Below are 15,915 nucleotides of genomic sequence, written 5' to 3' on the forward strand. Positions count from 1 at the left end.
CATTTGACGAAGGTTCCTTCATATTATTTATCGTTTGTTCAACACACCGCTGATCGCAAGACTGGCCGCATCTCTAATAAAAATAACCGAGAGCTGCCCCATGCCTGTTCCTGCTTCCCTGCGCCTCAGTCCGTCCTACCTCGCTCTACTCTGCACCTTTGCGGCCCCCGTCATGGCGGTACAAGTCACCGACAACCTCGACCTCGGCGGCGCCGTTCGCGCGCGCTGGGATTATGACCCGGACCGTGACATCCAGAAGTTCGGCCTGGACACTATGTTCCTCAGCGCCAAGTACAACTCCGACACCTGGATCGGTGAGGCCCAGTACCGTTTCTACGGACGCTCCTACCCCTACCAGTACACCAAGAACTACGGCGATATCCAGTTCGCCAAGTTCGCGTGGGCCGGCTACAAGTTCAACCCCGACCAGCAGGTGCAAGTGGGTCTGAACACGGTGCCGTTCGGTTTGCAGCCATACTTCGGCAGCACCTTCTACGAAACCCTGGGCAACGTCATCGGCCTGGAAGATGTGCAACAGGTCGGCGCCAAGTACATCCAGCAAAGCGGCGACTGGAACATCCAGGCCGGCTACTACTTGCGACCAGCGTGGCAAGGCAAAGGCACCAGCAAAGGCGTGACGTATTCCAGTGTGGTGTCCGGGGCCGACAGCTACGTGGCCGACGGCAGTGACAACCAGGAACGCAACACCGTGGTGCTGCGAGTGGCCAAGGCCCTGGACCTGGGGCCGTGGAAATCCGAAGTCGGGATCTCCGGCCTGACCTCGACCCTGGAGAACAAGGACACCGACAACGATGGTCGCCGCAATGCCGTGGCCGTGCACTACCTCGGCAAGAACGGCCCGTGGGGCGTGCAACTGCAAGCGGCGCGGCAACAGATGTCGCCGCGCAACGCTGGCACCGATGAACTGGTGACCCTCGGCGGTTACGACGGTACGTATAACGTCGCCAGCCGTGGAAACCTGTATGTGGCGGACCTGAGCTACGACGTCGGCGGCAAGTACTTGTTCGATCAGATCAGCGGCGTGAAGCTTTACGTCAACTACAGCGCCTTCGACAAATCCGCCGACGAGTTCAAGACCTCGCAACGGATGATCCTGGGCACCTCGTTCTCGCTGAGCAAATTGTGGATCGCCACGGAATGGCTATATGGCAAGAACGATCCGTACATTGGCGGCAGCAGTTACACCCAGAGCCTGGGGGCTGGCGGGACGGATCATTGGGAGAATCAGCTGTACATGAACATCGGGTATTACTTCTGATCCGGTTTTTTTTGGCGTCCAAAAGGACGCCTTCGCGGGCAAACCCGGTCCCACAAGATTTGCAGCGAATCAAAAGCTCGTGATCGCCTCATAACCTGTGGGAGCGGGCTTGCCCGCGATGGAGTCAGCCCAATCAATACTTGCATCCGCACGCAGCGGATAGTCAGATAGGCACCACAAAACCTTCGCCATCCAAAAACACCAAACCAGGCCCTTTTCATGCGTCAACTGCCCTCGCTCAACATGCTGCGCGTCTTCGAAGAGGTCGCGCGGCATCGCAGTTTCAGTCAGGCAGCCTTGGGCCTGAACGTCACCCAAGGCGCGGTGAGCCGTCAGATCAAACAGCTCGAAGACTACCTCGGCGTCGCACTCTTCATCCGCACACCTCAGGGCCTGTCCCTGACCGAAACCGGCAGCGCCCTCTCCCCGCATCTCGCGGAAGCCTTCGACCACATTGAACGTGCCCTGCAATCCGTGCGCGTGCCCAACCTGCGTCAGCGCCTGCGCATCCTCGCGCCACCGACCTGGGCCACGCGCTGGTTGTCGGCGCATTTGCGCGTGTTCTGCCAGCGCTACCCGGACATCAGCCTGAGCGTGACCAACCAGGGCAGCCACGACAATCTCGCGGAAATCGACTGCCACATTCGTTTCGGCCTGGAAGCCGCCAGCCATTGCAGCAGTCAACTGCTGGTGATGGAACGGCACATCGCCGTGGCCAGCCCGGAACTGTTCACCGACGGCCAATCACCGGATCTACGGCAGTTTCCACTGCTGCACATCCTGCACGACGGCAAGCGTTTGAAGGTCTGGGAGAACTGGTTGTCGGCGATGGGCCGGGAGGATATCGACGCCGGGCAAGGTCTGGAATTCAGCACCCTGGACCAGGTGATCCACACCGCACTGGCGGGCGGCGGCTTGGCCGTGATTGACCGGCAGATGATCGAGAGAGAACTGGCCAATGGCAGCCTGTTGCCGATCACCCCGGTGGAAGTGATCGGGCCGTATGGCTATTGGCTGGATGTGGCGAACGACAAACAGGGGTTGTCGAAGGTGCGGTTGTTTACGGATTGGTTGGGGTTGGTCAGCAATCCCTGAACGCACGTAATGTGTAGCAGCTGTCGAGCTTGCGAGGCCGCGTTCGGCTGCGAAGCAGTCGCTAAACCATTCACCGAGGTGCGTCAGATACACCGCGTGCGCGGGATTTACGACTGCTTCGCAGCCGAACGCAGCCTCGCAGGCTCGGCAGCTGCTACAGACGGTGGCGAGCCTTGATTAGATCGGTGCCGCAACTTTCACCGTGACCGGTGCACTTCCCTCCACCGGGCTATGCGCCTTGCACGCCTGGCTCAGCGTCAGCGATTTGGTCTCCGGCGCCCACGCCCAGGACAACAACGCGCCCAGTGCCAGGATCGCCGCCAGAATCGCCATCGTCGGGCTCAAGCCAATCCCCGCCACACTCACCGGCAACAGGAAGGTACTGATCGCCGAACCCAAACGGCTCACTGCCGTGGCCAGGCCGATCCCGCTGGCCCGCACTTCGGTCGGGAAGCTCTCGGCCGGGAACACCCCCACCAGGTTGCTCACCGCCGACAACACCAGCGTAAACAGCCCGAACACCAACACCATGAGGAACGCTGCACTGCTCGGCAACACCGCCAACACGAACAGCGCCACGGCCAGGATGATGAACGAGTTGATCAAGAACCCGCGGCGGGAGAATTTGATCGTGCACCAGATCCCGATCAACGCACCGAGGATCAGCAGCATGTTCAGCATCAGCTCGGTGCCGAAACCTTCAGCCAGGCCCATCTTCTGCAAAATCGACGGCAGGAAGGTGTAGATGGCGAAGTACGGCATGACGATGCAGACAAAGAACAGGCAGTTGAACGCGGTGCGCTTGCGGTATTCACGGCTGAACAGCACCGCGTAGCCGGAACGGGTTTCGGTGGATTGGGTTTCGTCGAGCTCGACGTTGGCACCCAGGTGTTTCTTGACGATCGCGCGGGCCTCGGCAATTCGGCCTTGATTCACCAACCAGCGCGGCGACTCCGGTGTGCCGATGCGAGCGATCAGAATCAACGCCGCCGGAATCGCCGACGAGGCCAACATCCAGCGCCAGGCATCGTCACCGAGACTCAGCATGGCGGTGCCGACAAAAGTCGCGGCGACGTAGCCGAAAGTCCAGATCACGCTGAATGAACCGAGCAGCACGCCGCGGTGCTTCTTCGGCGAGAACTCGGCGAGCATGGCGTGGCCGACGCTGAAATCACCGCCCAGGCCGATGCCGATCAGCACCCGGCAGAGAAACAGACCCATGGCCGTTTCGGCGTAGAACTGCATGACCGAAGCGATAGTGATCAGAACGAAGCTGACCAGGAAGATTTTCTGGCGGCCGACCTTGTCGGAGATCCAGCCGAAAAACAGGCTGCCAAGGAACAGACCAATCAGCGCCGAAGCCCCGATCAACCCTTGCCAGAACGCATCGAGGTGCATCTGCGGGCTCAGCAGCGTGAAGGCAATACCGATCAAGCCAAGGATGTAACCGTCGGTGAAATGCGCGCCGAACGTCAGGCCGGCGATTTTGAGGTGAAAGCGCCCAATGGGCAGGTCGTCGATTTTTACCGGTTGAACAGACATGTAAATCTCCAATTGTTGTTATTGACGGAGAAATGAAACCAATCGCTGATGTCGGAACGAGGCTTGTGTGGCGAGGGGATTTATCCCCGTTCGGCTGCGAAGCAGCCGTAAAACCATCGTCTGCGATGTGCCTAATACACCGCGGTTTTCGATTTCGGGGCCGCTTCGCAGCCCAACGGGGATAAATCCCCTCGCCACACAAGCCTCGTTCCCACAGGGTTTAGTGGGGTTAGAGGCCGCCCATCAGCAGGTATTTGATTTCCAGGTAGTCATCCAGGCCGTACTTCGAACCCTCGCGACCGAGGCCCGATTCCTTGATGCCACCGAACGGCGCCACTTCCGTGGAAATGATCCCTTCGTTGATCCCGACCATGCCGGCTTCCAGGCCTTCGGCCATGCGCCACACGCGGCCGATATCACGGCTGTAGAAGTAAGCGGACAAACCGTACGGCGTGTCGTTGGCCTTTTGCAGCACCTCGGCTTCGTCCTTGAAGCGGAAGCACGCCGCCACCGGACCAAATGTTTCGTCTTGGGCAATCAGCATGTCGCTGTTGGCTTCAGCGAGGATGGTCGGCTCATAAAACGTGCCGCCGAGCGCGTGGCGACGGCCGCCGCATAACAGCCTGGCGCCCTTCTCCAGCGCATCGCCCACATGCAATTCAACCTTGGCCAACGCCGCCGCGTTGATCAGTGGACCTTGCTCGGTTTCACCGTCCAGCGCACCGCCGACCCGCATCGCCGCAACGGCTTCGGCGAGTTTGCCGGTGAAGGCTTCATAGACACCGTCCTGGATGAAGAAGCGGTTCACGCAGACGCAGGTCTGCCCGGTGTTGCGGAATTTCGAGGCCATCGCGCCCTTGACCGCGGCATCCAGATCGGCGTCGTCGAAGACAATGAACGGCGCGTTGCCGCCCAGTTCCAGCGAGACCTTTTTCAGCGTGTCGGCCGCCTGGCGCATCAGCAATTTGCCGGTGCGGGTGGAGCCGGTGAACGACAGTTTGCGCACGATGCCGGAGGCTTGCAGCGCGCCGCCGATCGCCACCGCATCACCGGAAACGATGTTGAACACACCGGCCGGAATCCCGGCCTGTTCCGCCAGCACGGCCAGGGCGAATGCCGACAACGGCGTTTCTTCCGACGGTTTGAGAATCATTGTGCAACCGGCCGCCAGCGCCGGGCCGACCTTGCGGGTGACCATGGCCAGCGGGAAGTTCCACGGGGTGATCGCTGCGACCACGCCGATGGCTTCCTTGACCACGATGATTCGCGCATCCGCCTTGTGGCTCGGAATTACATCGCCATACGCACGCTTGGCTTCCTCGGCAAACCATTCCAGAAAGCTTGCGGCGTACACCACTTCGCCCATGGCTTCGGCCAGTGGCTTGCCCTGTTCGCGGCTGAGCAAGGTCGCCAGATCCTTCTGGTTGCTCAGCATCAGCTCGCTCCAGCGCTTGAGCTTCTGGCTGCGTTCCTTGGCGGTCAACTTGCGCCAGGCCGGCAACGCCCGGTTGGCAGCTTCGATGGCTTGGTTGGTTTCTTCGGCGCCGGCCTTTTGCACTTCAGTAATCAACTCGCCATTGGCCGGGTTGAATACCGAGTACGCAGGGCCACCGCTGGACCATTGGCCATCGATGAAATTGCCGTTACGGATCAGCGCGCTCATGCCACAGCCTCGGTCAGATTGAAGCGCTGCAGGCCTGGACGGGCCGAACGCAAGATACGTTTGCCGGCGGTGTAATCATTGATCACGTCGCACGGGGTGTAATTGCGCTCCAGCTCATGCAGCTCTTCAGCATCAAATTTCGTTTCCAGAGCCGCCAGCGCGCTGTCGAATTGCGCGGTGGTATCGGCGCCAACCAGCATGCAATCCACACCCGGATGGTTCGCCACCCAGGCCTGGGCGATCTGCGCGTTGGACACGCCGCGAGCGCGGGCCACACGCTGTACCGAATGTGCGATTTCGAACGAGGCTTCGTCGCTGTACATCTGTTGGGTGAAGAAGTCGGTCTGGTTACGCGTGGATTGCACGTCGCCGGTCAACAAGCCCCGGGCCAGCGGGCTGAATACCGAGACGCCCAAACCCTGATCGCGGCAGAACGGAATCATCTCGCGCTCTTCTTCGCGGTAGGCGCAGTTCAGTTGCAGTTGCATGTTGATCGGCTTGACCCAACCGTTGCGCTCGCAGGCCATGAGGATTTTCGCCAGTTGCCCGGTGAGCATGGTCGACACGCCGATGTAGCGGGCCTTGCCGGAGCGCACGATGTCGTTCATGGCGCTCATGGTTTCTTCGACCGGGGTGTTCACGTCGAAGTAATGCAGCATGAATACATCGACGTAATCCATGCCCAGACGCTTCAACGACGCGTCGATGCTGTCCATGATGTGCTTGCGCGAATGACCGCTGGCGTTGATCCCGGTGCGGGTGCCGTAGCCGACCTTGGTCGTGATCACCAGGTCTTCGCGACGGGCCAGGCGCTTGACGATGCGCCCCACCACTTCCTCGCCGACACCGGCCGAGTAGAAGTCCGCGAGGTCGATGAAATTCACGCCGTTGTCCAGCGCATGCGCGACGATCGGCTCGCTTTTCTTCTCGTCGAAGATCCACGGTTTCCAGTCCGGGGTGCCCATGTTCATGGTGCCCAGGCACAGGCGGGAGACTTCAAGGCCGGAGTGACCCAAACGAATGTATTGCATGGCGCGGACCTCAGGCTTTTGGCGTGTAGAAAGGGTTGCTGATGTGATTGACCACATCCGCCAGTTGCGCGGTTTCCGGTTTGCCGGTCAGCGCTGCACGGATCGCGGTGCGGCAGGCGTTGTAGTTGTTCAGGTAGACCGCATCCAGGTCGTCGCAGGACGGGTTGACCCAGTTGGCGGTGACGATGGCCCACTCGTCTTCGGCTTCCGGCGGCAACGTGCCGTCCAGCAATGCTTCAAGCACCGCCTTGGCGATACCGGCTTGCGACGCGCCCCAGGTGGCGTTGCCGTGCAGGTCGCTGCTGATCGCGGCTTTGTTCACATAAAGAGTCATCGGTTTGACCGGAATGTTCGGCTGGGCGATCACCATGAACGGGCAATGGCCCTGGCTCGGCGACGCCAGGCTGTTGGCGAACGCCTGACCGGCCGGACCATTGCGCGGGCCGATCAGAATGTTGATGTGCGCGGCGTTCACGCCAGGGCCTTCGAAGCCTTCGCCGATGTACAGGTCGAGTTCTTTCATGGTCATTACTCTTCAGGGATTTTGGGTGATCAGAAATGCACGCGAACCGTGGAGGGCGCGTGGCAAATGTCGGGGGGCGAAGAGCGCTGGACGTGGCGGAGGGAATTAGTCATGGGGGCAAACGCTCTTTTTTGTAGTTGATGAGCTGTGTTTGCGATTTTTTAACACTGGGGGTTTGCGGGGCTGTAACCATTAAAAATCATGAGGGCATGACCTGAAGTCATACCCCTATGTGAAACCTGTAGGAGCTGCCGAAGGCTCGGGCCGCGTTCGGACGATCTTTTGATCTTGATTTTAAAGATCAAGATCAAAAGATCGTCCGAACGCGGCCCGAGCCTTCGGCAGCTCCTACAGGGGGGGATTACTGCGATGGGGCTTGTTTTTTCATGGCGTCTTTGGACATGGCATCTTTTTTCATCGCGTCTTTCGACATGTTGTCTTTCTTCATTGTGTCCTTGCTCATGGAATCCTTTTTCATCGTGTCTTTTTTCATGGCGTCCTTGGACATCGAGTCCTTGCTCATGCTGTCGTTGCTCATGCCGTTAGTCGTTGTAGCCTCGGCAGCAAAAACACTGGCGGCGCCCACGGCGAGGCACATGGACAGAACAATCGTGGTTAACGTTTTCATGATGAAACTCCTTGAAGCACAGGTTGCGAATGAACGCAGCATGAGCTGCGCGGTGAAGTTGCCAGGCGTCGTCAGCTACCGCCGAACCAGTTGTAGCCCTGGTCTTCCCAGTAGCCACCGCTGTAGGTGTTGCTGACGAAGATCGCCTGAATGTGTTTGGGGTTTTTGTAGCCCAGCTTGGTGGGCATGCGCAGCTTCATCGGGAAGCCATATTCGCGAGGCAGCACCGCGCCGTCATAGGTCAACGCCAGCAAGGTTTGCGAATGCAGGGCTGTCGCCATGTCGATGCTGGTGTAGTAGTCGTCGGCGCACTTGAAACCGACATACCTGGCGCTGGTGTCGGCACCGACGCGCTTGAGGAAATCGCTGAAGCGCACCCCGCCCCAACGCCCGATGGCGCTCCAGCCTTCAACACAAATGTGCCGGGTGATCTGATCGGTCTGCGCCATCGCGCGCAGTTCGTCGAGGCGCCAGCTCCGTTTGTCGGCGACCAGGCCGATCACTTCCAGTCGATAGCTCTCCTCCTCCACCTTCGGCGCCTCGTCGATGCCGTAGAAGGCATTGAACGGAAACGGCCGGGTGATCATCGATTCGGGATAGGTCGGCGCCAGTGCGTCGGGATTGAACAGCCAGCCCTGCACCCGATCATTGAAACGGGACATGGAGGACAGTGCGGTATCGACACTTTCGTTGTCGGTGATGTTGCACCCGGACAACATGGCCACGCCGCCAAGGGTCAGGCTGCGCATCAGGAACGAGCGACGCGAGCGGTCTTCGATCTGTGGGGCGATGATGGTCCGGGCGTCTTTCAGGATGGACGCCTCATCCAGACCTTCGATGCGCTTTTTCATACGGGCTCCTTGCGACCGACAATCATGGCCAACAGCGTTTTGGGGACCAGCGCGACCATCACCAGGTGCAGCGCGACGAAGGCCACCAACAGCGACATCGCGATGAAGTGCACATGCCGCGCCGCGTCATAACCACCAAGTAATTCACGCAACAGCGGAAACTGAACGGATTTCCACAACACCAGCCCGGAGATCACCAACAGCGTGATGTCGACCATCACGAACAGGTACGCCACTCGTTGCACCTGGTTGTAATGGCTCAAGTCGGCATGCCCCAATCGCCCTCTGAGCGCGGCCCACAGGTCATGCAAAGCACCGGCTGGCGAAACCGGGAAAAAGCGCCGTTTCAGACGACCACTGAAGACATTGATGATCAGGTAGGCGAGACCATTGACGGCCAGAAACCACATCGCTGCGAAGTGCCACTGCAACGCGCCGCCGAGCCAGCCACCCAGCGTGATGCCTGTGGGAAAACTGAAATCGTACAGGGGGGAAGCGTTGTAGATCCGCCAGCCGCTGCTGACCATGACCAGCACCGCCAGGGCGTTGAGCCAATGGGTCAACCGTAGCCAGCGGGGATGAGTGCTGACCGAGGGTGAAGCAGGTAACTGCGACATGATGGGCTCCCGGCGGTTGTTATTGTTCGTTGGGGCCGAGTATGTGCGGCTGAAGATCGCCAAATCCTCACGTAAAGTTAAATTAAACGTGATAAATCCCCCCAATAACCTGTGGGAGCGGGCTTGCTCGCGAAAGCGGCGTGTCAGTCGACATCATCGTTGCCTGACACGCCGCTTTCGCGAGCAAGCCCGCTCCCACAGGGTTTCTGTTTCGTCCGCACGCGTGCAATTGTGGTTAAATGCCGCCCCCCAAATTGCCGATCCAGTCCGATGAACTCAGAAGCGCTCACCACCCTCCATGATCATCTGCTGACCGCCCTGGCAACGCCCCCCGCAGAAACCCGTCGGCTGTTTCACGGCCGTGGTCGCTGCTGGCCGGGGCTGGAGCAATTGACGGTCGACTGGCTGCAGGGCGTGGTGCTGGTGTCGCTGTTCAAGGAACCGGAAGCGGCGCAACTGGATGCGTTGAAACAGCGGTTGATGGCAATCACCCAGTCGCCCCAATGGGCTCAATCCGGCGCGCGCGCCTTGCTGCTGCAGCATCGCTACCTACTGCAAAGCACGACCGAATGGTTGCTGGGGGACGAGATCGACGAATTGACGATCACCGAAGGCGGCCTGCTGTATCGGGTGGACCTGGGCCGCAAACAGAACACCGGGCTGTTCCTCGACATGCGTTACGGCCGCGATTGGGTGCGGGCGAATGCCGAAGGCAAGCGGGTGTTGAACCTGTTTGCCTACACCTGCGGTTTTTCGGTGGCGGCCATCGAAGGCGGCGCGACACAGGTGGTCAACCTGGACATGTCCAGCCCGGCCCTGAGCCGCGGCCGCGACAATCACCGGCTCAATGGGCACGACTTGGGCAAGGTGAGTTTCCTCGGCCATGACCTGTTCAAGTCCTGGGGCAAGGTGATTGGCAAAGGCCCTTACGACCTGGTCATCATCGATCCGCCAACCTTTCAGAAAGGCAGTTTTCTGCTGACCAAGGATTACCAGCGCGTGCTGCGCCGCCTGCCGGAATTGCTCAGCCCTCAGGGCACGGTGCTGGCGTGCATGAACGACCCGGCCTTCGGTGCGGATTTCCTCATCGACGGCGTCACCCGTGAAGCACCGAGCCTGCGTTTTGTGCAACGGCTGGACAATCCGCCGGAGTTTCCGGATGCCGATGTGGAATGCGGGTTGAAGGCGTTGGTGTTTTCCCTGTATGAGCTGCCGTAGGCTGCGATCTTTTGATCTCAACGAGGGTTCAACACCAACGCAAACAACTCCCCATGCCCGTTCACATTGAGCTTGTGATAGAGATTGCGCCGATGCACCTTCACCGTCTCCGGGGAAATGCCCATCTGCTGAGCGATCGCCTTGCTTGAGAAACCCTGGAGAATCAGCCGCGCCGTTTCGATTTCCCGGGTTGTCAGGCGCGCATCAAAGCGATCCAGCAGGGTCGCGAGATCCCCCGCCACCGCCTCGGTGGCAGGCCCTTGCGGGGGCATGAGTTGCAGATGACGGCGCATGGCTGCCAGCACCCAATCACGCACGCACAGCAGGCGACCCTGTTCTTCGAGGGAGAACCGCGTCGAACGTCCCAGTGACAATCCGAGTACCGCGCCGTCGACGTTGACCATGAACTGCAACTCGTCACCGCCCACGGCAGAGCGGAAGTAGCTCAGGTAGTACTCGCTTTGCTGGAACTGATCAGGGGCCACCGATTCGAGGCTGTGCAAACCGTCGACGATGCCGGCACAGGCGGCCTGATAAAAGGGATCCAGCAGGTACATGCCGGCGCGGTAGTCCGCCAGTTCTTCATGTTCGTCGGCACCGTCCCGGGCGTCGAAATCATTCAACAGCCGAGGCACTCGCCCCGTCTGCATCACCGCGACCAACGCGTTATCCAGCGGCACCAACAAACGCAGGGTGTCCACCAGCGCACGCCAGAAACCGGCCTGCCCCACGGCACCAAACACCCGCGCCAATCCCTGGTGCACCGGTAACTCTTTCAACAACGCGTCCACGCACTACCCCTTTCGAGTAACCCATGATGGGAATGGGTGACAGCCACCTCGGTCGGTACGCTGCATACTCCTGATTATCACCGGCCTGCAGCAGGCCAGGAGTGCCGCATCATGAGTCGTCACCGCTCGTATTTCAACCTGGGACTGGGCGCCTGTCTGTCGACCTGGATCGCGGTCGCCGCTGCGAATGAACCCACCGTGCACGTCTACAACTGGTACGACTATATCGGCGCGACAACCCTCAAGGATTTCCAGCGCGAGACCGGCATCAAGCCCGTATACGACACCTTCGACAGCGGTGAAGTATTGGAAGCCAAGCTGATGACGGGCCACAGCGGTTACGACGTGGTGGTTGCCAGTAACTTCATTCTGCCGGCACTGATCAAGGCCGGCGCCTTGCAGAAACTTGACCGCAGCCAACTGCCCAATCTGAAGCACATCGACCCGGTGTTGCTGGAAAAACTTCGCGCGAACGACCCGGACAATCAGTACGCCATTCCTTACCTGTGGGGCACCGACGGGATTGGCTACAACGTCGACAAGGTCCGCGAAGTCCTTGGTGATCAGGCACCGGTGAACTCCTGGGACCTGCTGTTCAAGGAAGAGAATCTGGCCAAGCTCAGCCAATGTGGCGTGGGGATTCTGGACGCACCCGCCGAGATCATGCCGATTGCCCTGCACTACCTTGGCCTGCCGCCCAACAGCAGCAACCCCGATGACTACAAAAAAGCTGAAGCCCTGTTGCTCAAGCTGCGCCCGTACATCACCTACTTCAATTCGTCGAAGATCCAGACCGACCTGGCCAACGGCGATATCTGCGTGGCCCTGACCTGGTCCGGCACCGTATTCGGTGCCAAGCAAGCCGCCAACGAAGCCGCGAAGGGGGTGAAGATCGAGTACAGCATCCCGGTCGAAGGGGCGCCTCTGTGGTCCGATAACCTGGTCATGGTCAAAGACGGCAGCAATCCCGAGCAGGGGTTGATCTTCATCAACTATCTGCTGCGTCCCGAGGTCATCGCACCGGCCACCGATCTGGCGCTGACGGCCAACGCCAACATAGACGCCACCGCACTGCTGTCGGCCGAGGTGCGCAGCTATCCGAATATCTACCCCACCGCCGAAGTGATCGCCAAGCTGTTCACCCTACAACCGCAGCCTCACGAGATCGAACGTGTCCGCACGAGGATCTGGAGCAAGGTTAAGAACGGCTGAAAATCAAGATCAAAAGATCGCAGCCTGCGGCAGCTCCTACAGGGTCAGCCTCTATTTTTTGAATTGAAGATGAGAGAGACGATGAAACCACGTGCCCGTGATTTGAATATCCGGTTTGGCCAACTGCAACCTGGGCCCCTGAATGCCATTACCGATGTGCCTGGCGTACGGGTCGGCCACAGCAACGTGCGAGGACGCACCGCCAATGGCCGCGATATCCTGACCGGCGTCACCCTGATCGAACCGCGTGCAGGGTCCACCAGCCAGCAACCGTGTTTTGCCGGCGTCCATGTGCTCAACGGCAACGGTGACGCCACCGGCCTGGAGTGGATTCGCGAGGCCGGCCTGTTGACCAGCCCCATCGCTTTCACCAACACCCACAGCCTGGGCGTGGTGCGCGACGCACTGATTGTGCTGGACCGTGAACAGCAGCCGGATGACGGCCGACTCTACTGGAACATGCCGGTGGTGCTGGAAACCTTCGACGGCTTGCTCAACGACATCAATGGCTTTCACGTGAAGCCCGAACACGTGGCTGAAGCCGCGCGGTCGGCAGTCAGCGGCCCGGTCACTGAAGGTGCGGTGGGCGGCGGCAGTGGCATGATCTGTCACGAATTCAAGGGTGGCATCGGCACCGCTTCGCGGCGGCTGAGCAGTGCCCAGGGCGGCTGGACCGTTGGCGCCATCGTTCAGGCCAACCACGGCATCCGACACGAATTGCGCGTCGATGGCTACCCGGTTGGGCGTTACATGGAACAGGCCGACTCACCGTTCCTCAAGGCTTCGCTGCCGCACCCGGGCATGGGCTCGATCGTCGTTTGCCTGGCCACCGATGCGCCGCTGCTGCCGCACCAATGCACACGCCTGGCCCAACGAGCCAGCCTCGGGCTCGCCCGCACCGGCGGCGGCAATGAAGACCACAGCGGTGACATTTTCATCGCGTTCGCCACGGGTAATCAGCACGTGCCACCCGCCGCTTACGAGAATAAACGCACGCCAACCACCGACAACCTGAGCATGGTCAACAACGACCACATCAGCGAGCTGTTCCTGGCGGCCACCGAAGCCGTGGAGGAAGCCATCATCAATGCCTTGCTGGCCTGCGATACCGCCGAGGGCAATGGGCACGCGGTACCGGGGCTGGACGCTGAAACGCTGCTCAACGCCTTGCACCGGGCCGGGTGGCCGGGGGACCTGTAGGAGAGAGCTCGCTCGCGAAGGACTGGAAAGCAACGCGTTCACTCAGGAAGAACGCGTTATCGTTAACGACCATCGCGAGCGAGCTCGCTCCAGGTGTGGGTTACACGCTGATCGATCGCCACGCCGCGTCTGCCAGCACGTCCCTGTACGTCTTCGGGCTGCCCTTCACCCGGCCCGACAACCAGGCACGGCAGTAGCTGTCGGCCTGGCCGATAATCAGCGACAGCAGCAACTCGTAGGGAAAAGCCTTCAACTCATCGCCCCGCGCCGAAGCGCCCAACCACTCCAGCAGTTGCTTGTTGCGCACCTTGTTGCGTGTCACCAGCTCTTCCTTGAACGGCCCTTTGGTGACGGCAAATCGTGCGTGATACTGAAAACGCGCCCATTCGGGTTGGCTATCGACCCAGTCCACGTAGCTGTGCACCAGCGCGTGTATGCCTTGTTGCGTGGTTTCGGCGGCACTCAGGTAGCTGTCACGCAACCGGGCCTGATCGTCCAGGGCGGTGAAAAAAAGCGCGGCCACCAAACCTTCCTTGTTGCCGAAGTGGTGATAAATCGCACCGACGCTGGTGTCGCATTCGGCGCGGATCATTTCGATGGTGGTGGCCTCGATCCCTTGCTCGTTGAACAGCCGGAGGGCGTATCGAAAAATATCGCGCTTGAGTTCTGCTCGTCGTCCGGGGTAGCAGCGCTCGAGTAAATCGGACGTTTCCATGCTGAACACACACCCAAAAAATGAACGGTAAAGGCCGGCGATTGCCTTGGGCCAGTGAGCGCTAGGTTGACAGATTTGCCGCTGACAGAATAGTGTTCCGTCACAGAACATTATTCTGTATTAGAACATCATTCGGTTTATTTACTCATCAGTGAGGCTTCAAACATGAGTCAGTTCCTCAGCATGTTCAACAGCGCAGGCCCGCAAGCATTCAGCAAAATGGCCTGCCAGGTGGCGCCCTACTTCAGCACCATCAACCCGCAGGTCACGGAGTTGCGAAAAGGCAACGCGACGGTGCAGGTACCGTTTGCCAAGGAAATCACCAACCACCTTGGCACCGTGCATGCGATTGCGATGTGCAATGCAGCGGAACTGGCAGCCGGGATGATGACCGACGTCTCCATCCCCGAAGGCGCACGCTGGATTCCAAAAGGGATGACGGTCGAGTACCTGGCGAAGGCAAAAACCGCCGTGACGGCGGTAGCCGAGGGGAACGGCGTGGACTGGACCACTGAAGGCGACAAGATCGTGCCGGTGGATATTCACGATGCCGAGGGGAAAAAGGTGTTCACGGCGCGGATTACCATGAACGTCAAACTCTCATAAACGCTGACAGTGCTCAATGTGGGAGCGGGCTTGCTCGCGAAGGCGCAGTGTCAGTCACAATTTATAGCGACTGACACTGCGCCTTCGCGAGCAAGCCCGCTCCCACAGTTTGATCGGGTTAGATGCACGGATGGGTGCTACTCGCCCAAGCGCTCGCGAACGAATTCATTGGCCTTGCGTGTCATCTGGTCCAGGTGCCGGTCACGCTGCTTTTCCGCATTGAGCATCGCCCGCTTGCCGTGTTTTTGCAGCAGGTACGTGTGAATCTGTCGCACCTCCAGCGAGCTGTAGATCGGCGCCACATCCAGCAGGCCCATCAAGCCATCGGAGCCGTGATCGTGGGTGTTCATCAGCACTTGAGTACTGCGCACGCCCACGACCTGAAAACCCATCGACTCAAAATAAGGGACTTTGGCCACTGCACAGGTCAGCTCGGCATGTGGGTAGCGACCGACCATTTCCCGCAACATCCGCCGCGCAATACCCTGACGCCGATGGCTGGCCTGCACCGCCATATACGCCACGCCACACGCATCGGAATCGCCCTTGACCGGCAAGTACAGCAAAAAGCCGACGACCTGCTCCGGGTCGTCATCGTCGGTGGCGACGAGCAACTCCACCGCAATCCCTTTCGCCCCGCTCAACGCCTCCAGATAGAGATGAACCTCATAGCCGATCGCGTACTGGTACACGTTGTACAGCAGGTTGCTCGGCGCGATGGCGACCATGCTGATGTCGGTCAGGTTGTCGACGACCATCTGCAGGATCTGGCTCGAGAGGTGCTCGGGGCACGGGGATTTGAAATGGGTGATCTGGGGCATTGTGGCTCTGATTTTGAGTGCGGACGTGGCAATCATAACGTGCTGGCGTGAACGAAGGGGGTGTGTCAGTCGACGGTGATGTTGGATGTTCCGGCCTCTTCGCGAGCAAGCCCGCTCCCACAC

16 protein-coding genes are annotated in these 15,915 nt (G+C 59.9%); 6 read left to right on the plus strand and 10 right to left on the minus strand.

Annotated features, from left to right (window positions below; translation table 11 throughout):
• Positions 1-100 precede the first annotated feature (100 nt).
• Both ACA052_RS17430 and ACA052_RS17435 read left to right on the plus strand, forming a co-directional pair.
• Positions 101-1,279, plus strand: coding sequence for a hypothetical protein (locus ACA052_RS17430; RefSeq protein ID WP_497645981.1), 1,179 nt, complete (start codon positions 101-103; stop codon positions 1,277-1,279).
• Positions 1,280-1,498: 219 nt separating this feature from the next.
• A complete protein-coding gene (locus ACA052_RS17435) occupies positions 1,499-2,374 on the plus strand; it encodes a LysR substrate-binding domain-containing protein (RefSeq protein WP_497645982.1) in 876 nt (291 codons plus the stop codon).
• 177 nt (positions 2,375-2,551) lie between these two features.
• On the opposite strand, the gene ACA052_RS17440 is transcribed toward ACA052_RS17435, so the two are convergent.
• The 7 genes from ACA052_RS17440 to ACA052_RS17470 all read right to left on the minus strand — a co-directional run bounded on the left by ACA052_RS17440 (position 2,552) and on the right by ACA052_RS17470 (position 9,229).
• On the minus strand, positions 2,552-3,916 hold the full coding sequence (locus ACA052_RS17440) for an MFS transporter (RefSeq protein ID WP_497645983.1): 1,365 nt from the start codon (positions 3,914-3,916) through the stop codon (positions 2,552-2,554).
• A 229-nt stretch (positions 3,917-4,145) separates the two neighbouring features.
• Complete coding sequence (locus ACA052_RS17445; RefSeq protein WP_497645984.1) at positions 4,146-5,579, minus strand: NAD-dependent succinate-semialdehyde dehydrogenase; 1,434 nt, start codon at positions 5,577-5,579, stop codon at positions 4,146-4,148.
• Complete coding sequence (locus ACA052_RS17450) at positions 5,576-6,610, minus strand: aldo/keto reductase (RefSeq protein ID WP_497645985.1); 1,035 nt, start codon at positions 6,608-6,610, stop codon at positions 5,576-5,578. The genes ACA052_RS17445 and ACA052_RS17450 overlap by 4 nt, the downstream gene beginning before the upstream one ends.
• A gap of 10 nt (positions 6,611-6,620) precedes the next feature.
• Positions 6,621-7,133: a formaldehyde-activating enzyme gene (gene fae / locus ACA052_RS17455; protein WP_462027506.1), complete on the minus strand. Its 513-nt coding sequence runs from the start codon at positions 7,131-7,133 to the stop codon at positions 6,621-6,623.
• A gap of 361 nt (positions 7,134-7,494) precedes the next feature.
• Complete coding sequence (locus ACA052_RS17460) at positions 7,495-7,761, minus strand: pentapeptide MXKDX repeat protein (protein WP_497645986.1); 267 nt, start codon at positions 7,759-7,761, stop codon at positions 7,495-7,497.
• Between the two features lie 71 nt (positions 7,762-7,832).
• Positions 7,833-8,612: a molybdopterin-dependent oxidoreductase gene (locus ACA052_RS17465; protein ID WP_497645987.1), complete on the minus strand. Its 780-nt coding sequence runs from the start codon at positions 8,610-8,612 to the stop codon at positions 7,833-7,835.
• A complete protein-coding gene (locus ACA052_RS17470) occupies positions 8,609-9,229 on the minus strand; it encodes a cytochrome b/b6 domain-containing protein (RefSeq protein ID WP_497645988.1) in 621 nt (206 codons plus the stop codon). Before ACA052_RS17470 ends, ACA052_RS17465 begins: the two co-directional genes overlap by 4 nt.
• A gap of 270 nt (positions 9,230-9,499) precedes the next feature.
• Here ACA052_RS17470 and ACA052_RS17475 point away from each other — a divergent pair, with 270 nt between their 5' ends.
• Positions 9,500-10,447 carry a class I SAM-dependent methyltransferase gene (locus ACA052_RS17475; protein WP_497645989.1) on the plus strand — a complete coding sequence of 316 codons (948 nt, stop codon included), beginning with the start codon at positions 9,500-9,502 and terminating at the stop codon, positions 10,445-10,447.
• A 17-nt stretch (positions 10,448-10,464) separates the two neighbouring features.
• On the opposite strand, the gene ACA052_RS17480 is transcribed toward ACA052_RS17475, so the two are convergent.
• Positions 10,465-11,238: a helix-turn-helix transcriptional regulator gene (locus tag ACA052_RS17480; RefSeq protein ID WP_497645991.1), complete on the minus strand. Its 774-nt coding sequence runs from the start codon at positions 11,236-11,238 to the stop codon at positions 10,465-10,467.
• Between the two features lie 111 nt (positions 11,239-11,349).
• Between ACA052_RS17480 and ACA052_RS17485 the strand changes: the two genes are divergently transcribed.
• The gene (locus tag ACA052_RS17485; protein WP_497645992.1) at positions 11,350-12,450 is read left to right on the plus strand and encodes a polyamine ABC transporter substrate-binding protein; all 1,101 of its coding nucleotides are present in this window, start codon (positions 11,350-11,352) and stop codon (positions 12,448-12,450) included.
• An 81-nt stretch (positions 12,451-12,531) separates the two neighbouring features.
• Positions 12,532-13,650, plus strand: coding sequence for a DmpA family aminopeptidase (locus ACA052_RS17490; RefSeq protein ID WP_497645993.1), 1,119 nt, complete (start codon positions 12,532-12,534; stop codon positions 13,648-13,650).
• 100 nt (positions 13,651-13,750) lie between these two features.
• Here ACA052_RS17490 and ACA052_RS17495 read toward each other — a convergent pair whose 3' ends face one another.
• Positions 13,751-14,365, minus strand: coding sequence for a TetR/AcrR family transcriptional regulator (locus tag ACA052_RS17495; RefSeq protein ID WP_497645994.1), 615 nt, complete (start codon positions 14,363-14,365; stop codon positions 13,751-13,753).
• Positions 14,366-14,530: 165 nt separating this feature from the next.
• Here ACA052_RS17495 and ACA052_RS17500 point away from each other — a divergent pair, with 165 nt between their 5' ends.
• Complete coding sequence (locus ACA052_RS17500) at positions 14,531-14,971, plus strand: hotdog fold domain-containing protein (RefSeq protein ID WP_497645996.1); 441 nt, start codon at positions 14,531-14,533, stop codon at positions 14,969-14,971.
• Between the two features lie 137 nt (positions 14,972-15,108).
• Here ACA052_RS17500 and ACA052_RS17505 read toward each other — a convergent pair whose 3' ends face one another.
• On the minus strand, positions 15,109-15,792 hold the full coding sequence (locus tag ACA052_RS17505) for a GNAT family N-acetyltransferase (RefSeq protein WP_497645998.1): 684 nt from the start codon (positions 15,790-15,792) through the stop codon (positions 15,109-15,111).
• Positions 15,793-15,915: the final 123 nt, after the last annotated feature.

This window comes from Pseudomonas sp. LBUM1644, from assembly GCF_059716195.1.